This is a genomic window from Streptomyces sp. NPDC005141 (genome assembly GCF_053599975.1).
This window is the reverse complement of sequence record NZ_JBSFYW010000012.1, coordinates 156,538-176,717: the sequence shown is the minus strand read 5'-3', so window position 1 is coordinate 176,717 and position 20,180 is coordinate 156,538. Positions and strand designations below refer to the sequence as shown.

Sequence of the window (20,180 nt, the reverse complement as noted above, 5' to 3'; positions counted from 1 at the left end):
GCTACGTCACCCCGCTCGAAACGAGATCCCTGCTCAGGCAGAACCTCGTCCCGGCAGCGTAAACACCCGCTGTCCAGTTCGCGGGGGGAACTTCAGGCCACCGGCCGCGAAACTGCAGGACCCGGCCGCAAGCCGCAAGGCTGCAGGACCGGGCCGCAAGCCTCCGGCCACGCCCCCCAACCCAGGCCAGGCCAGGCCCAGGTTCAGGTTCAGCCCAAGCCCCAACCCAGCGCAGGCCCAGGCCCATCCCGGGCCCAGCCCATCCCGGGCCCAGGTTCAGCCCAGCCCAGGTTCAGCCCAAGCCCAAGCCTCAACCCAGGTTCAGCCCAAGCCCGACCCCCAACCCTGGCCACCACCCCAACTCCAGCCCAACTCGAGCCCCCGCCCCACAGCCCCCGTCACCTACTCCACCGGCTCCAGGAACCCCTGCTCCACCAGCAGGCGGATCTGCGAGGGTGTCCGGTCGCGAAGCAACACCGGGTCCTCGCCGACCAGTTGGGCGATGGCGTCGAGGATCCGCCCCGCGCTCAGCGTGCCGTCGCACACCCCGGCGAAGCCCGCACCGACCGTGTCCACCTTGGTGGCCCGGCGCATTCCGCGGTGCTGACGCAGGACCACATGCTCCGGGTCCTCGGCGCCGGGCAGTCCGACCTGCTCCTGCACGACCTCCGCCACCAGCTTGAAGTGACCGGCGAGCAGGCCCGCGTCGTCGTGTTGCCGTAGATAGTCGAGCCGGTCGAAGTGTGCGCGCACGGCCTCGCCGAGCGGCTGCTCGACCGAGTGCGGCCATTCCTCGACCGTGATCGAGGGCTCGGCGGCCGCTGTCCTGCGCAGCGTGATCCATCCGAAGCCGACGGCCTTCACCTTGCGCGCCTCGAACTCGTCGAGCCATGCGTCGTAACGCGCCTGGTATTCGGCCGGGTCGGCACGGTGGTCACCCGCGTCGCGCAGCCACAACTCCGCGTACTGCGTGACGTCCTGCACCTCGCGCTGCACGATCCAGGCGTCGCAGCCGCGCGGCACCCAGGAGCGCAGCCGGTCCTGCCAGTCCTCGCCCTCCACGTGCTGCCAGTTGGCCAGGAACTGGGCGTACCCCCCTTCGCTCAGCCGGTCCCCCGACTGCTGAACGAGCGTGCGGCACAGATCGTCCCCGCCCATTCCACCGTCGCGGTACGTCAGCCGGGCGCCCGGCGAGATCACGAAGGGCGGGTTCGAGACGATCAGGTCGAACGTCTCGTCGGCGTGAACGGGCTCGAAGAGGGAGCCCTCGCGCAGGTCGGCGGCCGGAGCGCCGGAGAGTGCCAGGGTGAGCGCCGTGATGTGCAGCGCGCGGGGGTTCAGGTCGGTCGCGGTCACGCGCGTGGCGTGCTGCGCGACGTGCAGGGCCTGGATTCCGGAGCCGGTGCCGAGGTCGAGCGCGGAGTCGACGGGCGTGCGCACGGTGATGCCGGCGAGGGTCGTGGAGGCGCCTCCCACGCCCAGGACGACACCTTCCTCCCGGCTGCCGATGCCGCCGGCGCCGCCGACGGCACATCCGAGGTCGGACACGATGAACCAGTCCTCGCCGCCGGGCCCGCCGTAGGGCCGGATGTCGACGGTCGCCGCGACCTCGCCCCCGCCCGTCCGGGTCAGCCAGCCGCTCTCCAGGGCGTCCTCGACGGGCAGCACGTCCACCACACGCGCGTGCGGCACGGGCTGCTGCAGCAGGAACAGCCGTACGAGCGTCTCCAGCGGTGTGTCCCCACGGGTCGCCCGGAGGGCGGGCACGGTCTCACTGCGCGCCAGCGCCGTGTAGGCGGGGGCGCCGAGCAGATCGAGGAGTCCGTCGGCGGTGAAGGAGCCGCCGAGCAGGGCGCTCCGCAGCCGAGCGGCGACATCGGCGCGATCGGACGAGGGCAACGGTGACAGGCTGGTGTGACTCACGCCTCCCATTGTGTCCGCTATCGCCCACCGGCACCCACACCTGTGGACAGAGAGCATCACCTGTGGCCTTCGTCCTGTGGACAGAGAGCATCACCTGTGGACAGCGCGCGTCGAGAGCCCGGCACGCGGGCGCGCCGGGCTCTCATTCGGTCGAACGGACGATCGCCGCCCAAGGGACTTCTCCTCAGGGCTCCCCTTCGGCAGCCGGAGACTCCCCCTCGGTCACCGTCGCGGGCCCCTCCGGAGACTCAGCCGTTGGTGGCCGCCGGGGACCCGGAAGCCGACTTGCAGCTCGCCTGCTGGGCCATCGCCTTGCCCACGTCGCCCTCCTCCAGCTTCTTCAGGGCGTCGTTCCCGCTCTGGCTCAGCTTGTCGAGCTGGGTCGCGATGTCCTTGAGGCCGTCGGCGAACTTGGCCTGGTCCTTGGTGTCGAGCTTGTCGACCTGCGCCTTCAGGGCGGCGTACGACGAGGAGATGTCGTTGAGTTCCTTGACCGCGTTGGTCTGCTTCGCCTTCCCGCCGTCGACGTCCGGCGCTCCCGCGTTGTCGACGGCGCTGCCGATCGCCTTGTAGGCGTCGGACATGTCCTGGAAGGCCTGTGCGTCTGTGTCCTGAACGGCTCCCGGCGTGCTGTTGTCCGAGGTCTGCTTCTGGATCGCGGCGTTCGCGGCCTCGATCTTCTGCGCCTGCGGCTTCACCGCGTCACAGACTTGCTTGGCCCAGGAGTCCAGCTTGTCGTTGCCGTTGTCGTCGCTGCTGCTGCATCCCGACAGCGCGAGTACCAGTACCGCACCGCCGGACAGTGCGGCCGCGAGCTTCTTGTTCACCGGTTTGGTCCCTTCCATGGCTCTCGGCCCCGGAACATACACGCCATGTGGGCGACATCCATATGTCGAATGTCCGCTAAGACACCTATTAAAGCCATTTGCACCAAGCGAGAGAAGGCTCACGACGAGGGTGTGAACACACACAGGGCGGGCGCACAGCGCGTCAACACGCGCCGTCCACCCGCCCGTTGGCCCCTTCGCTGACCAGGCACGGAAAGTCCGTACCGCATCAGGCGCAGAACCTGTGAGCTAGGAAACCACCGCCGGATCGGCCGACTTGGCGACCCCTTCGTCGTTGCCTTCCTCATCTCCCATGACGATCCCGCGCCGCTTGGAGATGTACACGGCACCCACGATCACGAGGATCGCGAAAACGGCGATGAACACCCGTACACCGACACTCTTGTCGTCGCCGTACGAGAACTTGACGATCGCCGGAGCGATCAGGAGCGACACCAGGTTCATGACCTTCAGCAGCGGGTTGATCGCGGGGCCCGCCGTGTCCTTGAAGGGGTCACCGACCGTGTCACCGATCACCGTCGCGGCGTGGGCCTCGCTGCCCTTGCCGCCATGATGGCCGTCCTCGACGAGTTTCTTGGCGTTGTCCCACGCGCCACCGGAGTTGGCGAGGAAGACGGCCATCAGCGTGCCGGTGCCGATGGCGCCCGCGAGGAACGAGCCGAGCGCGCCGACACCGAGCGTGAACCCGATCGCGATCGGCGTGAGCACCGCGAGCAGGCCTGGTGTGGCCAGTTCGCGAAGCGCGTCCTTGGTGCAGATGTCGACGACGCGCCCGTACTCGGGCTTCTCGGAGTAATCCATGATCCCGGGATGCTCGCGGAACTGCCGCCGCACCTCGTAGACCACCGCTCCGGCGGACCGCGACACCGCGTTGATCGCCAGCCCCGAGAAGAGGAAGACGACCGCGGCGCCCGCGATGAGACCCACCAGGTTGTTGGGTTGCGAGATGTCCATCATCAGGTTCATCGGCGCGCCGGGGCCGGAGACCTTCTCACCCACGTCGCTCGCCGCCGTGGTGATCGCGTCACGGTACGAGCCGAAGAGAGCCGAGGCCGCGAGGACGGCGGTGGCGATGGCGATGCCCTTGGTGATGGCCTTGGTGGTGTTGCCGACGGCGTCCAGGTCGGTGAGCACCTGTGCGCCCGCGCCCTCGACATCGCCGGACATCTCGGCGATGCCCTGCGCGTTGTCGGAGACGGGACCGAAGGTGTCCATCGCGACGATGACACCGACCGTGGTGAGCAGGCCGGTTCCGGCGAGCGCCACCGCGAACAGCGCCAGCATGATCGACGTACCACCCAGCAGGAACGCCCCGTACACGCCGAGGCCGATCAACAGGGCGGTGTAGACGGCCGATTCGAGACCGATGGAGATGCCGGCGAGGACGACGGTGGCCGCGCCGGTCAGCGAACTCTTGCCGATGTCCCGCACGGGACGGCGGGTTGTCTCGGTGAAGTAGCCGGTCAACTGCTGGATCAGAGCGGCCAGCAGGATGCCGATCGCGACGGCGACGACCGCGAGGATCCGCGGATCGCCGTCCTTGGCCTTGATCGCCGCGTCCGTGACACCTTCCAGTTCGGCGTAGGTCCCCGGGAGGTAGATGTAGACGGCCAGGGCGACCAGCACGAGCGAGATCGCCGCGGAGATGAAGAAACCACGGTTGATCGCGGACATGCCGCTGCGGTCGGAGCGCCGGGGCGCCACCGCGAAGATGCCGATCATCGCGGTGAGTACGCCGATCGCGGGCACGATCAGCGGGAACGCGAGCCCGGAGTCGCCGAACGCCACCTTGCCGAGGATCAGCGCGGCGACGAGCGTGACGGCGTACGACTCGAAGAGGTCCGCGGCCATACCGGCGCAGTCGCCGACGTTGTCGCCGACGTTGTCGGCGATGGTCGCGGCATTGCGCGGGTCGTCCTCCGGAATGCCCTGCTCGACCTTGCCGACCAGGTCGGCGCCGACGTCGGCGGCCTTGGTGAAGATGCCGCCGCCGACACGCATGAACATGGCGATCAGTGCCGCGCCGAGACCGAAGCCCTCCAGGACCTTCGGCGCGTCGGCCGCGTACACGAGCACCACACAGGAGGCGCCCAGCAGACCGAGCCCCACCGTGAACATGCCGACGACGCCGCCGGTGCGGAAAGCGATCTTCATGGCTTTGTGCGAGACAGCGGTGAGATCCCTTTCGGGCTCACCCTCCGCCGGAGTCGCTTCCCGTGCCGCGGCGGCCACGCGGACATTGCTCCGTACGGCGAGCCACATACCGATATAACCGGTGGTCGCCGAGAACACCGCGCCGATCAAGAAGAAGATCGACCGTCCGGCGCGCTGATTCCAGTCGTCCGCGGGCAGCAGCATGAGCAGGAAGAACACCACGGCGGCGAATACGCCGAGCGTGCGCATCTGACGTCCCAGGTAGGCATTCGCGCCCTCCTGGATCGCCGTCGCGATCTCCTTCATGCTGTCGGTGCCCTCGCCCGCTGCGAGCACCTGGCGGACCAGGATCCCGGCGACCACGAGCGCCGCCACGGCGACGACCGCGATGACCATGACGATGAGACGGTTGTCGTCCGTCAGAACCGCGGCCGCGAGGGTTGTGGGGTGGTCAAACTGATGAGGGGTAGAAAGCCCCGCCATTCGTCCTCCTTGACGCTTGGGCTGAGCTCAAGATGTGGACGGATTGTAGGTACCGGAACCTGATCAAAACAGTGTGCGTAAGCGGAATTAGTCTTCCCGTGCACTTCGGCAAATGATCGACAGGCGTCCACGGAGCCCAAATGCAGTAATGCCCCAGAAGCATGGAGGCTTGATCCAATAGTCTCGCGACTGATCGTGAATGAATTCACGAAACGCCGTGCACGATCAACTCAGGAACGCGCGAGAGAGCCGGGGCATGGGAGCCCGGACATGCCGAAGGGCCCCACCGAGTAGGGCCCTTCGGGGCAAAAAAACAGGGGCGGTTGTCAGGAAAGAGCCACGGCCGGCGGCGTAGTGGGCCAGCTCATCCTGATCAGTCCGCCGTGTTCTCCAGAGGTGACTTCCACATCGTCGACGAGGCCACTGATGACCGCGAGGCCCATCTCGTCCTCCTCGGTTTCCGCGTCCGAGCCACCGGAAGCGGCGCCGGGCGCCGCCCCTCCGGGCACCGAACCCGGCACCTCGTCACCGACCTCGATGGAGAACTGCTTCTCCTCCTCGATCAGCGTCACCTGCACCGGCGCCGAGATGCCGTTGCTCTGGTGCAGTCCGACGGCACGAGTACAGGCCTCGCCGACGGCGAGCCTGACCTCGTCGAGTACGGCCTCGTCCACTCCGGCCCTGCGCGCCACCGCTGCCGCCACCAGTCGGGCGGTCCTGACGTGCTCGGGCAGCGCGCTGAAGCGGAGTTCAACGGTGGCCATGCATCCCCCTCTGAACTACGGGCGTGCTGTCAGGGGGCCGGGCCGTGGGCCCGGTCCCCCCACTTCTGCGAAGCCGGGCCCACGACCCGGGAGACCGGTGGTCAGTCGGTCGCGTTGACCGCCTCCTCCACCGAGGTGTGAATCGGGAACACCTTGGTGAGACCAGTAATACGGAAGATCTTCAGAATGCGCTCCTGGTTGCAGACCAGACGCAGCGAGCCCTCATGGGCCCGTACGCGCTTCAGGCCGCCCACCAGCACGCCGAGACCGGTGGAGTCGAGGAAGTCCACGCCCTCCATGTCGACGACGAGGTGGAAACTGCCGTCGTTCACCAGCTCGACCAGCTGCTCTCGCAGCTTGGGCGCGGTATATACATCGATTTCGCCGCCGACCTCGACGACCGTACGGTCGCCATTAGGGCCGGACACATTGCGAGTCGACAGGGACAGGTCCACGGATCCTCCAGCACCTTGCTATCGAGCGGTCGCCCCATGGGACACCTCGGCAGAGCCCCCGGGACGGTTCGCCAGCCGCGATGGCATTCAATCACTTACCGGCAGGCGTGCACGACGCCTTGGGCCCATTGTCCGTCACGCCAGTGACACACTCGATGCCGATGGCCAAGAATCACCGATCCGATCGATCCTCGACGGACACAGTTTCCCGCCCCTCGCCGAGCACCGTCCTGGACCGGCTCGCCTCGGGGCCGAGCCGGGCTTCGCGCATCACTCATACGGAGCACTTGCCCCCGCGAGCGGGTCGCCATGCCGTCTGGCCCGACCGGATCCGTTCGGAGGTCATCGCCGCGGTGCAGGCCGCGGGCATCGAACACCCCTGGGCCCACCAGGCACAGGCCGCCGAGCACGCCCTGGACGGCGAGTCGGTGGTCGTCGCCACCGGCACCGCCTCCGGCAAGTCCCTGGCCTACCTCGCCCCGGTCCTGACGGCCCTCCTGGACGGCTCCGAGGCCCCGAACGGCCGGGGTGCCACCGCCCTCTACCTGGCCCCCACCAAGGCCCTGGCGGCCGACCAACGCCGTTCCGTGAAGGAACTTTCACAACCTCTGGGCAATGCCGTACGCCCAGCCGTGTACGACGGCGACACACCCTTCGAGGAACGCGAATGGGTACGCCAGTACGCCAACTACGTCCTGACCAACCCCGACATGCTGCACCGCGGGATATTGCCCTCCCACCCCCGCTGGGCCTCCTTCCTGCGCGCCCTGCGCTACGTCGTCATCGACGAATGCCACACCTACCGCGGCGTCTTCGGCTCCCACGTCGCCCAGGTGCTGCGCCGCCTGCGCCGCCTGTGCGCCCGCTACGGCGCCTCTCCCGTCTTCCTGCTGGCCTCCGCGACCGCCGCCGAGCCCTCGGTCGCCGCGCGCCGCCTGACCGGTCTCCCGGTGGTCGAGGTCTCCGACGACGCCTCCCCCCGGGGGGAACTGGTGTTCGCCCTCTGGGAGCCCCCGCTCACCGAACTGCACGGTGAGAAAGGTGCACCCGTCCGGCGTACCGCAACCGCCGAAACGGCCGATCTGCTGACCGACCTCACCGTCCAGGGCATGCGCTCGATCGCCTTCGTACGGTCCCGGCGTGGCGCCGAGCTGATCTCGGTGATCGCCCAGGAACGCCTGGCCGAGATCGACCGCTCACTCGTCCGGCGCGTCGCCGCCTACCGCGGCGGCTACCTCCCCGAGGAACGCCGCGCCCTGGAACGCGCGCTGCATTCCGGCGAACTCCTCGGCCTCGCCGCCACCACAGCCCTCGAACTCGGCGTCGACGTCTCCGGCCTCGACGCCGTCGTCATCGCCGGCTATCCGGGCACCCGCGCCTCCCTCTGGCAGCAGGCGGGCCGCGCGGGCCGCTCCGGGCAGGGCGCGCTGGCGATCCTGGTCGCCCGCGACGACCCGCTGGACACCTTCCTCGTCCACCACCCCGAGGCCCTGTTCGACCAACCGGTGGAATCCACGGTGCTCGACCCCGACAACCCGTACGTCCTGGCCCCGCACCTGTGCGCCGCCGCCTCCGAGATCCCGCTCACGGAAGACGACCTGGAGCTGTTCGGCCCCGCCACCGCCGATCTGCTGCCGCAGCTGGAGGCGGCGAAGCTGCTGCGTCGCCGGGCGACGGCCTGGCACTGGACGCGCCGGGAGCGGGCCGCCGACCTGACCGACATCCGCGGGGGCGGCGGCAGCCCGGTGCAGGTCGTCGAGTCCGGAACCGGGCGCCTGCTCGGCACGGTCGACGCGGGCGCCGCGCACACGGCGGTCCACGAGGGCGCGGTCCATCTCCACCAGGGCCGTACGTACCTGGTGCGCAAGCTGGACCTGGAGGACTCCGTCGCACTGGTCGAGGAGGCCAGCCCGCCCTATTCGACGGTCGCCCGCGACACCACCTCCATCGCCGTCCTCGAGACCGACGTCGAAGTCCCCTGGGGCGAGGGGCGGTTGTGCTACGGATCCGTGGAGGTCACCAACCAAGTCGTCTCCTTCCTGCGTAGGCGTGTCATCACCGGTGAGGTCCTCGGCGAGACGAAACTCGACCTCCCCCCTCGTAGCCTCCGCACTCGTGCCGTCTGGTGGACGGTCACCGAGGACCAACTGGACGCGGCCCGGATCAACCCGGAGATCCTCGGCGGCGCCCTGCACGCCGCCGAGCACGCCTCGATCGGCATGCTGCCCCTCTTCGCCACCTGCGACCGCTGGGACATCGGCGGCGTCTCCGTCCCCCTCCACCCGGACACACTCCTGCCCACCGTCTTCGTGTACGACGGCCACCCGGGCGGCGCCGGATTCGCCGAGCGCGCCTTCCACACGGCCCGCTCCTGGCTCACGGCCACCCGCCAGGCCATCGCCTCCTGCGAGTGCGACGCCGGCTGCCCCTCCTGCATCCAGTCCCCCAAGTGCGGCAACGGGAACGACCCCCTGCACAAACGAGGTGCCGTACGCCTGCTCACAGAACTGCTGCGAACGGCGCCGGAGGAGTCAGCGTCGGAGGAGGGCCGAAGGAGTGAGAGCCGGGATGGTGAGGGCCCGGAGTCGGGGCTGGGTGCACCAGGACCGAGAGCTCAGGACCGGAAGGCCGAGAGCTCAGGGCCGGAAGAGTGAAAGCCGGGTGAGGTGAGTGGCGGCGGAGAACCGAGGAAGCGAGGGCCGCGGGAGCTCTGACCTCCGGGCTCCGGCCACGCAGATCTCGCAGGCCACAGGCGCCTGAAGATCCCGCAGGCCTCACGGATCCTGAAGATCCCGCAGGCCCTGAGGACTCCGCAGATCCTGTAGATCCCCCAGGCCCGGCAGGTCCGCCCGCGGGGCCCGCCCTCGATCTGACCTCCGCCGTGAACGGCCCCTTTCCGGATGCCGCCGTCACGTCCGAGACCTCGCCCTCGACCGCGCACCGGACGAGCCGTGCGCTCTGCGCCCGGGCCACGCGGTCGGCCCGGGCGCAGGCCACCGCACCGCCGTCGCTCCAGTGGTCCGCCGCGGCGAGGGCCGCCAAGTCCGCCGCCCCCGCCGCCCGGTGCCGCACCACGACGGCCTGCCCCATCGCCAGCACCGCTCCGAAGACGGCGCACAGCACAGCGATCGCACCCACCGTCCAGACGGTCGCCGATCCCCTGTCCGAGGCCGCACGCCACCGCGCCCACCAGCGCCTCACAACGGATGACCACACCCATCGCCCGCTCCGCCGGCGACTCCAGCTCCTCATCTCCCGACCACCCCCACCGTCTCCTCCGCCAGCGCCACCGCCTCGTCGCTCAGCTCCAGGGACAGCGCGGCGGGCCCCGGCGTCCTCGCACCGACCCTCACCCGGACCAGGTCCGCCTCCCGGCTCACCGTGACCTTCGCGCCGGGCGGGGCGGCCCGGCGGGTCGTCGCCAGGACCGCTTCCGGTGAGTCCTGGCGCGCCGCCGCCCGAGCGCCCGCCCTCGCCGCGTCCACGCACTGGATCTGCGCGGACGCGGCGAGCAGAGCCCAGACCAGCGCCATGCCGACGAGCACCAGCGAGGGCAGCACCACAGCGGCTTCAGCGGTTACGAATCCGGCGTCGCGACACCGGACCGGACCGGTCCTCAACGGAGCTTCCCTCGGGCCCCGTTCACATCTGGACATTGAGCGCCCGCCCCACGATGCCCTGCAGTTCCTCACCGACCTGCCCGCTCGTCACCACCTTGTAGAGCGCGGCCGCGAAGGCCACCGCCGCGATGACACCCACCGCGTACTCGGAAGTGACCATTCCCGTGTCCCTCCGCACTGCCGACGCGAGCATCCGGACCCGAGTCCGTACACCCCGTCGCCCTTCCTCTCGCCCTCGTCCCTGCGCTCGTCCTTGTCCCCACGCTCGTCCTTGTCCGAGAACTCGTACCGTCGTGCGCATTTCAACCCCCGTAAGGTCCAGCCCTGTCGGTCATTTCGTCCACTTGCCATTCACCACTCGCCGCGCCTGTCGCTCGTCACCCACCACCCCCTCGCAGCAACCCGCCGGCCAGCCCGATCACCACGGGCAGCACGCCGATCGCGAGGAAGGCGGGCAGAAAGCACAACCCCACGGGCGCGGTGACCATGACGGCCGCCCGACGTGCCCGCGCCGTCGCGGTGCGTCCCCACTCGGCTCGGGCCTCCGCCGCGAGCCGGCCGACCGGCACAGCCGCCGGTACGCCCGACTCGCCCGCCCGCTCCAGCAGTCGCGCCAGCCCGCGGGCACCCGGTATCGCCGCCAACCTCCGCCACGCATCGACCGGTTCACCCCCGAGCCGCACCTCCGCCGCACCCCGCGCCAGCCGCTCACCCACCGGTCCGCCCAGGGCCTCGCCGACGGCCTGGGCCGCCGACACCGGACTCGCCCCTGCCGCGATGCAGGCGGCCACCAAGTCTGCGGCGAGCGGTAGTTGGCGAGTTGCCCGCGTCCTGTCGTACTCCTCAAGCGGCGTCGGATTCCGCCGCCGGCGCCACCGCCGGACCCCGAATCCGGCCGCCAGCCCCACCAGAACCCCGGGGGCACCTCCGATCAGGACCCAGCCTGCGCACGCCACGCCCAGCACGGGCAGCCACCGTCGGGCGTAGCCCCGTAGGTCGTGGCGCCTCGGCGACGGCGCCGTCGTCAGGAGCAGCAACTCCGCGACTCGCCTGCGCGTTCTCCTCTCGCGCCGCACCGCCCCGAGCCAGCGGGCCGACGAGCCGCCGACCAGGAGCGCACCGCACACAACTACCCCCAGCCTGTGGACAACTTCCGCGCTCATGCCGCCTCCGCCCCTCGCACGATCCTCAGCGCCCACCAAAGCCCCACGCCTTCCAGCACCCCGCCGACCAGCAGACAGCCCAGCCCGGGGCCGGTGTGCAACAGCACGTGCAGTGGGTCCGCGCCGAGCGCGGTGCCGAGCAGGAGACCGAGGACCGGCAGGCCCGCGAGCATCGAGGCTGTCGAGCGCGACCCGGCCAACTGGGCGCGCATATCCGCTCTTTGATCGCGCTCGGCACGCAGCGCGCCTTCGAGCCGGTCCAGACCCGCCGCGAGTCCCGCACCCCGGTCCACGGCCACGCGCCAGCACGCGGCGAGCCCCACCAGACCGTCGGCGCCGGGTTGCCGTGCCGCCTCTGTGAGCGCACCCGGCACATCCCCGCCGAACCGCGCCGCGGCCAGCACCACCGGCTGCGCGTCACCGAGTCCGTCCACATCACGCGCGGCTCCGAGCAGCGCCTCGCCGGGCTGGCGTCCGGCCCGTACCTCGCCTGCGATGGCACCGCAGAGGGCGATCACCGTGTCGCCGCGGCGCTCCCGCTCGCGCCGGGCCTCTCCCGCCCGCCGTACCCGTCCCAGCAGCGGCATTCCGGCGGCCCCGAGGAGAAGCGGCAGTACCGAGGCGCCCAGCACCGCAATCACCGATCCCGCCACCAGCGACCAGACTTCGGGCCGCATCCGCCCGCGCAATCGCCGCCAGTCGGCATGGACCCGTTCCCACCGGGGCGGCCCCGTCGCCACCCCGCCACCCGCGAGCAGCAATCTCGCTCTGCGTGCCCCCGAGTCGCGCCCGCCGATCAGCCAGGCCGCGATCCCGGCACACGCCACGGCCGCCCCCGCGGGCGCGTCCGCCATCTCACCGATCCCCATCCCGCTCCCCGTTCGTATTCCGCCGTCCGAACCCCGTCACGTCCCCGGCGTCTCCTCCGTCCGAGGGACTCGTCGCACTCCACCTGTCCCGAGCAACTACCTCCGTCCCGGACCGAATCGACCCGCGGCCTCCCTCACTCCCGTTCCGAAGCAGCCCCCGCAGCCGCTCCCACCCCCGCTCGTACGCGAAGGCGTCCTCACCCCACCGCAGCGCCGGCACCGTCACCACCAGCCCCGACGGATCGCGTTCCAGCACGTGCACCTCGGCGATCCGGCGTCGTCCGGCCCGGTCCCGCACGAGATGCAGGACCACGGACAGTGCCGCCGCCAACTGGCTGTGCAACGCCGCCCGGTCGAGCCCGGCCGCGGTGCCCAGTGCCTCCAGCCGGGCCGGGACCTGTGCCGCCGCGTTCGCATGGACCGTGCCCGAGCCGCCCTCATGGCCTGTGTTCAGAGCGGCCAGCAACGAGACGACCTCCGGACCGCGCACCTCGCCGACCACCAGCCGGTCCGGTCTCATCCGCAGGGCCTGCCGGACGAGATCCTGGAGCGCGACAAGGCCGACGCCCTCCTGGTTGGCCGGCCGCCCCTCCAGACGCACCACATGCGGATGGTCGGGCCGCAGCTCCGCCGAGTCCTCGGCGAGCACGATCCGCTCCCCTGGACCCACCAGCCCCAGCAACGCGCTCAGCAGGGTCGTCTTCCCGGAGCCCGTGCCTCCGCTGATGAGGAAGGACAGCCGGGCGTCCAGCAGCGCTCTGAGCACCCGGTCCCCGCCGGGCGGCACCGTGCCTGCCGCCACCAGTTCGTCGAGGGTGAACGCGCGCGGCCGTACGACACGCAGAGAGAGACAGGTTGAGCCGACGGCGACCGGTGGCAGCACCGCGTGCAGACGTGTCCCGTCCGGCAGCCGGGCGTCCACCCAGGGCCGGGCATCGTCGAGCCTTCTGCCGGCCACGGCCGCGAGGCGTTGCGCGAGACGTCGAACGGCTGCCGCGTCCGGAAAGGTCACGGCGGTCAGCTCCAGGCCACCGCCCCGGTCGACCCACACCCGGTCGGGCGCCGACACCAGCACATCGGTCACCGACGAGTCGGCGAGCAGCGGTTCCAGGGGGCCGCTGCCGACCAACTCGGAGCGCAGCCGCTCGGCCGCGCCGAGGACTTCGGCGTCCCCGAGGACCCGCCCCTGCTCGCGCAGCGCCTGCGCCACGCGTGCGGGGGTCGGCTCGGAACCGCTCTCCGCCAGCCATTGCCGCACGCCGTCCAGCAGCCCCGCACGTCCGTCCGCCCCGCCGTCGGGCCCGTCCCACGCCTCCGTACCTCCGGGCAGTAAGCCTCCGGAGCCGCCCCGTGCGCCCGTCCGGCCCGAGAGGTACTGCCTGGGCCCGTCCCTCGCCTCCGCACGTCCGGTCCGGACCAGCCCGGTTCCGCCCCGCGCGTCCGTCCGTTCGGACAGGGGGCGCCCGGGTCCGTCCTGCGCGTCCGTCCACCCGTACGAGGAGCCCTCATGTGTGAGCTGAGGCCCCTGCCCCGGTCGCCTGCCGAGCCCCCCGGCACGATCTGTGCCTGTCGTTGCGTCCCTGTTCATACGCCCCCTCCTTCAACCGGAACCCGCTGCCAGAAGGCCGCGCAGAACCGGGCCAGAGGCCCCCTCGGGATGCTCCCCGGAGGTGGCCCGCCGTCCAACGGGAAGGGCTCGGCGGGCACTTCGCCCACCAAGGGCAAGTCGAGCAGGCGGGCGACCTCGCGGTCGTCGAGGCCCGGCGCGTAAGGGCCCCGCACCACGACCCGAAGATCGCGCAGGACCATGCCGACCGCGGACGCCACCCGCCCGGCCGCCGCGATGGAGCGCAGGTCGGCCGGAACCACCAGCAACCCCATATCGAGCTGAGCGAGGATCTCGGCGACCCCCTCGTCGATGCGGCGGGGCAGGTCGACGATCACCGCGCCTCCGCGCCGTCTGGCGGCGGCCAGCACCGCACGTACCGCCTGCGGGGGAACGGTGACCGCGTCGCTCCGGTCCCAGCTCAGGACCCGCAGCGCGTGCAGTTCGGGCAGGGACTCCTCCAGGGCGCCGCCGCCGACCCTGCCGCGGGACGCGGCGAACGCCGGCCAGCGCAGGCCCTCGGAAGCCTCTCCACCCAGGAGTACGTCGAGTCCGCCACCGAGGGGGTCCGCGTCCACGAGCAGGGTGCGCTTCCCCTCACGCGCCGAGGTGAGGGCGAGCGCGCAGGCCAGCGTGGAGGCACCGGCCCCGCCACGGCCGCCGAGCACGCCGACGGTGAGGGCGGGGCGGCCGACTCCTTCGGCCACGTCGGCGATGCGGTCGACGAGCCATTGCTCACCGTCCGGCAGCACAAGGACGTGGTCCGCGCCGATCTCGACGGCCCGCCGCCAGACTCCGGAATCGTCCTGATCCCGGCCGACCAGCACCACTCCCCTTCTCCGCGCGGCCCCACGCACACGCGGTGCGGCGTCGTCTCCGACGAGGACAAGGGGTGCCGCCTCCCAGCTGCCCCTGCGTTCCGGAATCCCGTGGTGGACCTCGGGTCGCGCTCCCGCCGCCGCGCACAGGCGCAGCAGGTCGTCGAGGAGCTCGACGTCCTCGGTGACGATCAATGGTCCGCCCTGCCGCCCCTCGGCGGTGGGCGGCCGGTCATGGGTGATGGCTCCCGCCACGATCTCCAGCCCCCTTCGCTGCTTCTTGCGCGGGGCCCTCCAGGACCCCGCGATTCCCGCTCGTGTGAAGAACCGGCAAGCGGCCTCCATATGAGCGGCCGATACGAACCGGCCAAACACGTCCGACAAACGGAACCGGCCATGAACTGGCCGCCGACGGAGCGCGTGGGAATCACGGTGCAGCGATCCCGGAAATCGTGTGGATCTTGGTCGAAAACTGTGGACAACTCAGCGGCTGTGAATATCGCCTTCACTCCAACCGGTGAGCGCTCAACGACTTCCGCAGAGCATCCCAACGACTACACAAAGTGACGGATCATGGGCACGCGAAGGGCGCGGAATCAACGGTGTTGAGAAGGCTCCGGGGTCGCGCAGAAGCGGAGAAAACCCATCCGGACATGCGACGACCCCCGCCGGGGGGGAGAGCGGGGGTCGTCCCCACGGCCGACTCGGGGGGGGAGGAGTCGGACCGGGTTAGCACGGTCGCGAACGATCCGTGACTTCCATGGTGTACCCGAGAGCCCTCTCAGGCAAACCCACGCGCCTCACCTTACGCCGAATGGTGGGCCCTATGCTCAACCTCGTGGAAAACCACTCCTTGCCTCGTACAGCAGCCTTCTTTGACCTGGACAAGACGGTCATTGCGAAGTCGAGCACGCTCACCTTCAGCAAGTCGTTCTACCAAGGCGGACTGATCAACCGCAGGGCGGCCTTGCGCACCGCATACATCCAGTTCGTGTTCCTGGCGGGCGGCGCCGACCACGACCAGATGGAGCGGATGCGCAAGTACCTGTCGGCGATGTGCCGCGGCTGGAACGTCCAGCAGGTCAAGGAGATCGTCGCCGAGACACTGCACGACCTCATCGACCCGATCATCTACGACGAGGCCGCGTCGCTCATCGAGCAGCACCACAAGGCCGGCCGCGACGTCGTGATCGTGTCCACGTCGGGTGCCGAGGTGGTCGAGCCGATCGGCGAACTGCTCGGCGCGGACCGCGTGGTGGCGACCCGCCTGGTCGTCGGCGAGGACGGCTGCTTCACCGGCGAGGTGGAGTACTACGCCTACGGGCCGACGAAAGCCCAGGCGATCAAGGAGCTGGCCGCGTCCGAGGGCTACGACCTCCCGCGCTGCTACGCCTACAGCGACTCGGCGACCGATCTGCCGATGCTGGAGTCCGTCGGGCATCCGCACGCGGTGAATCCGGACCGCACGCTGCGCCGCGAGGCGGTCGCCCGCGCGTGGCCCATTCTGGACTTCCACCGTCCGGTCCGGCTGAAGCAGCGGCTGCCCGCCCTGTCCGTGCCTCCCCGGCCGGCGCTGGTCGCGGCGGCCGCAATAGGAGCGGCGGCGGCCACGGCCGGGCTCGTCTGGTACGCCAGCCGGCGCCGCGCGTCGGTGGCGTGAGCCGTCACGCGTGTGCGTGCGGCATATTAATGTCCATTCCTCACCCTTTTGAACCTAAAAGTAAAGAAGTGCGGTCAGGGGTTCCGCTTCCTCCGAACCTGGAGTACAAAGGGTTTAACGGCCCGCGAGACCAAGGACATCCGAGAGGATCACCTTCAAACGCAACCAGGCCCCACGGACCGAGCATGAACATCGAGCACCCACGCGACGTCGACCCGTCGATTACGGGCCAGCCGCACCAGGTGACGGGCAGAAGTTCCCGACCTGATGGGCATATTTCGAGGACGCTTGGTAACCCGGTGAACGTGCCAGCGGCGGTACGAGAACTCGTACCGCCGCAACCCTGTTCGGGGAGTCGGACGCCCGCTACGCGGCGCCGCGCTGAAGCGCCTCGCAGACCGCAGCGGATTCCCTGACGCCCAGCTCGACAGCCCTGCCGCAGTGGGCGATCCAGGCGGCCATGCCGTCCGGGGTTCCGGAGACGTAGCCGTCCAGAGCCGCGAGATAGGCCGCTCGGCCGAGTTCCGCGTGACCGACCTCCGCCGGACAGATGGACTTCGGGTCCAGGCCGCTGCCGACCAGGACGATGCGTTCTGCCGCGCGCGCCACCAGGCCGTTGTGGGAGGTGAAGGGTCTCAGGGCGATCAGTTCACCGTGGACGACGGCGGCGGTGACCAGTGCGGGGGCCGAGCCACCCGCGATGATGAGCTGCGAAAGGCCCTCGAGACGACCGGCGACCTCGTTCGCGTCGGGCAGCGGCAGCTCCACCAGGGGCTCGTCCACCTGCTCCCCGCCCTGCCGCGGCCGGCCGACCTCGTCACTCCGATCGGCCGCCGCCACCAGGTGCAACCGGGCCAGCACGCGGAGGGGCGACTGCCGCCAGATGGACAGAAGTTGGCCCGCCTCGGCGGTCAGCCGCAGGGCGGCTCCGACCGTGCGGCCCTCGTCGTCCGCGCTGAAGTCGGTGCGCCGGCGCACCTCTTCAAGGGCCCAGTCGGCACCGGACAGCGCCGCGGAACCGCGGGCCCCGCGCAGCGCCGCCTCGGACGTGATCTCGTTGCCGCGACGCCGCATGATCCGGTGCCCGTAGACCCGGTCCACGGCCTTGCGGACGGATTCCACGGATTCGGCCACCCCGGGAAGCGAACCCAGGGCCGCGAGCGGATCGGCGGTCGCACCTGTCGTACTCATGAGTACGACATTACGCACCCAGAGACCGCGCCCCCCGAAGGAGTGGTCTTCTTCACGCGCCGCGAGCACCCAGAGCTACAGTCGCACTACCCTTGGTGAACATGAAAATTGCTTTCGTTGGGAAGGGCGGCAGTGGCAAGACCACTCTGTCGTCACTCTTCATCCGCCACCTCGCCGCCTCGGGGGCGCCGGTCGTCGCCGTGGACGCCGACATCAACCAGCACCTGGGGGCCGCGCTCGGGCTCGAAGAGACGGAAGCCGCCGCACTGCCCGCCATGGGCGAGCGGCTGCCGCTCATCAAGGACTACCTCCGCGGCTCCAATCCACGCATCACGTCCGCCGAGACGATGATCAAGACGACCCCGCCCGGTGAGGGCTCACGACTGCTGCGCGTCGATGAGGCCAACCCTGTGTACGACGCCTGCGCCCGGCCGGTGGAACTGGACGGCGGCGCCGTCCGTTTGATGGTCACCGGCCCGTTCACCGAGGCCGATTTGGGAGTGGCTTGCTACCACTCCAAGACCGGTGCAGTGGAGCTCTGCCTGAACCATCTCGTCGACGGCCGGAGCGAGTACGTCGTCGTCGACATGACGGCGGGCTCCGATTCCTTCGCGTCCGGCTTGTTCACCCGCTTCGACATCACGTTCCTCGTCGCCGAGCCGACCCGGAAGGGAGTCTCCGTCTATCGCCAGTACAAGGAGTACGCCCGCGACTTCGGCGTCGCCCTGAAGGTCGTCGGCAACAAGGTGCAGGGCCAGGACGACATCGACTTCCTGCGGGCGGAAGTCGGCGACGACCTCCTGCTCACCGTCGGGCACTCGGACTGGGTGCGCGCCATGGAGAAGGGCCGCCCTCCCCGGTTCGAGCTCCTGGAGGAGGCGAACCGGCGCTCTCTGCACGCCTTGCGGACCGCCGCCGACGCCACGTACGAACTGCGCGACTGGGAGCGGTACACGAGCCAGATGGTGCAGTTCCATCTGAAGAACGCCACCAGTTGGGGCAACACCAAGACCGGGGCGGACCTCGCGGAACAGGTCGACCCCGGTTTCGTACTCGGCGAGAGTCCGATGGCAACGGCGTGAGCGGTCGCCCGGCCCGAAGCACCACTACCGCATGAGCGACACGCCGGCCCGGGGCACCGCTACGGCTTGGCCGCCGGCGCCCCGGGGACGCCCTTCGGGGCCGGGGCCGGACGGCCCGAGAGGAAGGACGCCCATCCCTGCTTCGGCGCCTCGCCGACCTCGAGGCCGCGAAGCCTGTCGAGGGTGGCCGGGTCCTGGGCGTCGAGCCAGTCGGCGAGCTGCCTGAAGGAGACACAGCGCACGTCGGCCTTGGTGCAGACGCGTTCGACGACCTCGTCGACGGCACGCATGTAGTTGCCGCCGTTCCAGGACTCGAAGTGGTTGCCGATGATCAGCGGAGCGCGGTTGCCGTTGTAGGCGCGGTCGAAGCCCTGGAGCAGGCCGTCACGCATCTGATCGCCCCAGAACCGCTGCTTGCCGGGGTCGCCCTGGGTCCGGGTGCCCGACTGGTTGATCATGAAGTTGTAGTCCATGGTGAGCTGCTCATAGGAGTGTCCGGGGAAGGGCACGAGCTGCATCGACAGGTCCCACAGGCCCTTCTCCTTCTTCGGCCAGAGCTGGTTGCCGACGCCGCTGGTGTCGTAGCGGAAGCCCAGCTGGTGGGCCGCCTTCATGAAGTTCTGCCGGCCCTCCAGACAGGGGGTGCGGGCTCCGATGAGTTCCTTGTCGTAGTCGAAGGGCAGCGATGCCGCCTTCGTCAGGCCCGCGTTGGTCTTCCAGGACTTCACGAACCACTTCGCCTGGGCGATCTCGCTCTTCCAGTCCGCGACCGACCACTGGCCGACCCCGCCCTCCGTACCGCAGAAGTGGCCGTTGAAGTGCGTGCCGATCTCGTTGCCCTCCAGCCACGCGCCACGCAGCTGCTTCACGGTGTCCCTGATGCCCTGATCGTCATTGAAGCCGATCTCCGAGCTGCCGGGCGAGTGCTGCGGCGGCCGGTACAGGTCGCGCTTGTCCTCCGGCAGCATGTACACGCCGCTCAGGAAGTACGTCATCGTCGCCTTGTTGGCCTTGGAGAGCTTCCGGAAGTGGGAGAAGAGCTTCTGGCTGTCCTCGCCGGCACCGTCCCAGGAGAAGACCACGAACTGCGGGGGCTTCTGACCAGGCTTCAGCTGTTCGGGCCGGGGCAGATGCGGCTGCGCCCCGGTGTACGAGGTGGAACCGTCACCGATCAGGCGGACCGCGGCCTTGGGCACCACAGGGGCCCCCGCCGCCTTCCTCGCACCGTGCGCGCCTTCCCGGGAAGTGGTGGTACCGCCCGCGCAACCGGCGAGCGCCGTGGCGCAGGCCGCGGCGAGTGCTACACCCGCGGCGATCCTCTGAGTGGCGGCCATCTTCCGCCCTCCTCTTTCTCGGTCGGGTCAACGCCGATTAGGGCGCTATCGCGGTTTTGTACAGCTATGCACCGACAGCGCCGTCAAGGTTTCACGGGACCGAGAAGTAATAAATACGACAAGCCGATCAAAAGCCCACGTCACCCTGAAGAGTGATTCAATGCCCCATTTGCTCCTATATTCGACATGAACCCTTTACCCTGCATTACG

At 69.9% G+C, this 20,180-nt stretch carries 15 protein-coding genes and 3 pseudogenes; 3 read left to right on the top strand and 15 right to left on the bottom strand.

Going from position 1 to position 20,180, the window contains the following annotated elements:
- Nucleotides 1–402 precede the first annotated feature (402 nt).
- The 5 genes from ACWD68_RS12810 to bldG all read right to left on the bottom strand — a co-directional run bounded on the left by ACWD68_RS12810 (nt 403) and on the right by bldG (nt 6,627).
- Nucleotides 403–1,932: a DUF7059 domain-containing protein gene (locus tag ACWD68_RS12810; RefSeq protein WP_451806441.1), complete on the bottom strand. Its 1,530-nt coding sequence runs from the start codon at nt 1,930–1,932 to the stop codon at nt 403–405.
- A 239-nt stretch (nt 1,933–2,171) separates the two neighbouring features.
- The gene (locus tag ACWD68_RS12805; protein WP_451806440.1) at nt 2,172–2,768 is read right to left on the bottom strand and encodes a small secreted protein; all 597 of its coding nucleotides are present in this window, start codon (nt 2,766–2,768) and stop codon (nt 2,172–2,174) included.
- Between the two features lie 231 nt (nt 2,769–2,999).
- Nucleotides 3,000–5,408: a sodium-translocating pyrophosphatase gene (locus tag ACWD68_RS12800; protein ID WP_451806439.1), complete on the bottom strand. Its 2,409-nt coding sequence runs from the start codon at nt 5,406–5,408 to the stop codon at nt 3,000–3,002.
- Between the two features lie 326 nt (nt 5,409–5,734).
- A complete protein-coding gene (locus ACWD68_RS12795; RefSeq protein ID WP_451806438.1) occupies nt 5,735–6,172 on the bottom strand; it encodes an ATP-binding protein in 438 nt (145 codons plus the stop codon).
- 101 nt (nt 6,173–6,273) lie between these two features.
- Nucleotides 6,274–6,627, bottom strand: coding sequence for an anti-sigma factor antagonist BldG (gene bldG / locus ACWD68_RS12790; protein WP_028799135.1), 354 nt, complete (start codon nt 6,625–6,627; stop codon nt 6,274–6,276).
- A gap of 80 nt (nt 6,628–6,707) precedes the next feature.
- Between bldG and ACWD68_RS12785 the strand changes: the two genes are divergently transcribed.
- Complete coding sequence (locus tag ACWD68_RS12785) at nt 6,708–9,281, top strand: DEAD/DEAH box helicase (RefSeq protein WP_451806437.1); 2,574 nt, start codon at nt 6,708–6,710, stop codon at nt 9,279–9,281.
- 178 nt (nt 9,282–9,459) lie between these two features.
- Here ACWD68_RS12785 and ACWD68_RS12780 read toward each other — a convergent pair.
- From ACWD68_RS12780 to ssd, 8 genes and pseudogenes are all read right to left on the bottom strand, one after another.
- Nucleotides 9,460–9,879 (bottom strand): annotated as a pseudogene (locus ACWD68_RS12780) (Rv3654c family TadE-like protein); the annotation flags it as partial.
- Nucleotides 9,876–10,283, bottom strand: a complete 408-nt coding sequence (locus ACWD68_RS12775) for a TadE family type IV pilus minor pilin (RefSeq protein ID WP_451806436.1) — start codon at nt 10,281–10,283, stop codon at nt 9,876–9,878. The gene ACWD68_RS12775 and the pseudogene ACWD68_RS12780, both read right to left, overlap by 4 nt.
- Complete coding sequence (locus tag ACWD68_RS12770; RefSeq protein ID WP_451806435.1) at nt 10,270–10,440, bottom strand: DUF4244 domain-containing protein; 171 nt, start codon at nt 10,438–10,440, stop codon at nt 10,270–10,272. Before ACWD68_RS12770 ends, ACWD68_RS12775 begins: the two co-directional genes overlap by 14 nt.
- A 184-nt stretch (nt 10,441–10,624) precedes the next feature.
- Nucleotides 10,625–11,410 carry a type II secretion system F family protein gene (locus ACWD68_RS12765; RefSeq protein WP_451806434.1) on the bottom strand — a complete coding sequence of 262 codons (786 nt, stop codon included), beginning with the start codon at nt 11,408–11,410 and terminating at the stop codon, nt 10,625–10,627.
- The gene (locus ACWD68_RS12760; RefSeq protein ID WP_451806433.1) at nt 11,407–12,279 is read right to left on the bottom strand and encodes a type II secretion system F family protein; all 873 of its coding nucleotides are present in this window, start codon (nt 12,277–12,279) and stop codon (nt 11,407–11,409) included. The genes ACWD68_RS12765 and ACWD68_RS12760 overlap by 4 nt, the downstream gene beginning before the upstream one ends.
- Nucleotides 12,266–13,609 (bottom strand): TadA family conjugal transfer-associated ATPase, encoded by a 1,344-nt coding sequence (locus tag ACWD68_RS12755; RefSeq protein ID WP_451806452.1) that lies wholly within the window; start codon nt 13,607–13,609, stop codon nt 12,266–12,268. Before ACWD68_RS12755 ends, ACWD68_RS12760 begins: the two co-directional genes overlap by 14 nt.
- A 175-nt stretch (nt 13,610–13,784) precedes the next feature.
- A pseudogene (locus ACWD68_RS12750) lies at nt 13,785–14,009 on the bottom strand (hypothetical protein); the annotation flags it as partial.
- Nucleotides 13,912–15,048: pseudogene (gene ssd / locus ACWD68_RS12745) on the bottom strand (septum site-determining protein Ssd); the annotation flags it as partial. The pseudogenes ACWD68_RS12750 and ssd, both read right to left, overlap by 98 nt.
- Nucleotides 15,049–15,529: 481 nt before the next feature.
- Between ssd and ACWD68_RS12740 the strand changes: the two are divergent.
- Nucleotides 15,530–16,363 (top strand): HAD family hydrolase, encoded by an 834-nt coding sequence (locus ACWD68_RS12740; protein WP_451806432.1) that lies wholly within the window; start codon nt 15,530–15,532, stop codon nt 16,361–16,363.
- Nucleotides 16,364–16,729: 366 nt separating this feature from the next.
- Here the strand turns inward: ACWD68_RS12740 and ACWD68_RS12735 are convergent, their stop codons facing one another.
- Nucleotides 16,730–17,554 carry an oxidoreductase gene (locus ACWD68_RS12735; protein ID WP_451806431.1) on the bottom strand — a complete coding sequence of 275 codons (825 nt, stop codon included), beginning with the start codon at nt 17,552–17,554 and terminating at the stop codon, nt 16,730–16,732.
- A gap of 101 nt (nt 17,555–17,655) precedes the next feature.
- On the opposite strand from ACWD68_RS12735, the gene ACWD68_RS12730 reads away from it, so the two are divergent.
- Nucleotides 17,656–18,636, top strand: a complete 981-nt coding sequence (locus tag ACWD68_RS12730) for an ATP-binding protein (protein WP_451806430.1) — start codon at nt 17,656–17,658, stop codon at nt 18,634–18,636.
- A gap of 59 nt (nt 18,637–18,695) precedes the next feature.
- Here ACWD68_RS12730 and ACWD68_RS12725 read toward each other — a convergent pair whose 3' ends face one another.
- On the bottom strand, nt 18,696–19,970 hold the full coding sequence (locus tag ACWD68_RS12725; protein WP_451806429.1) for a hypothetical protein: 1,275 nt from the start codon (nt 19,968–19,970) through the stop codon (nt 18,696–18,698).
- Nucleotides 19,971–20,180 lie beyond the last annotated feature (210 nt).

Bases quoted from the DNA above. Each gene is read 5' to 3' on its own strand.
- ACWD68_RS12770 (WP_451806435.1), bottom strand. From the start codon at position 10,440: ATGCTCGCGTCGGCAGTGCGGAGGGACACGGGAATGGTCACTTCCGAG.
- ACWD68_RS12805 (WP_451806440.1), bottom strand. From the start codon at position 2,768: ATGGAAGGGACCAAACCGGTGAACAAGAAGCTCGCGGCCGCACTGTCC.
- ACWD68_RS12725 (WP_451806429.1), bottom strand. From the start codon at position 19,970: ATGGCCGCCACTCAGAGGATCGCCGCGGGTGTAGCACTCGCCGCGGCC.
- ACWD68_RS12775 (WP_451806436.1), bottom strand. From the start codon at position 10,283: ATGTCCAGATGTGAACGGGGCCCGAGGGAAGCTCCGTTGAGGACCGGT.
- ACWD68_RS12765 (WP_451806434.1), bottom strand. From the start codon at position 11,410: ATGAGCGCGGAAGTTGTCCACAGGCTGGGGGTAGTTGTGTGCGGTGCG.
- ACWD68_RS12795 (WP_451806438.1), bottom strand. From the start codon at position 6,172: ATGGCCACCGTTGAACTCCGCTTCAGCGCGCTGCCCGAGCACGTCAGG.
- ACWD68_RS12785 (WP_451806437.1), top strand. From the start codon at position 6,708: ATGGCATTCAATCACTTACCGGCAGGCGTGCACGACGCCTTGGGCCCA.
- ACWD68_RS12810 (WP_451806441.1), bottom strand. From the start codon at position 1,932: ATGGGAGGCGTGAGTCACACCAGCCTGTCACCGTTGCCCTCGTCCGAT.
- ACWD68_RS12735 (WP_451806431.1), bottom strand. From the start codon at position 17,554: ATGAGTACGACAGGTGCGACCGCCGATCCGCTCGCGGCCCTGGGTTCG.
- ACWD68_RS12730 (WP_451806430.1), top strand. From the start codon at position 17,656: ATGAAAATTGCTTTCGTTGGGAAGGGCGGCAGTGGCAAGACCACTCTG.
- ACWD68_RS12800 (WP_451806439.1), bottom strand. From the start codon at position 5,408: ATGGCGGGGCTTTCTACCCCTCATCAGTTTGACCACCCCACAACCCTC.
- ACWD68_RS12760 (WP_451806433.1), bottom strand. From the start codon at position 12,279: ATGGGGATCGGTGAGATGGCGGACGCGCCCGCGGGGGCGGCCGTGGCG.
- ACWD68_RS12740 (WP_451806432.1), top strand. From the start codon at position 15,530: ATGCTCAACCTCGTGGAAAACCACTCCTTGCCTCGTACAGCAGCCTTC.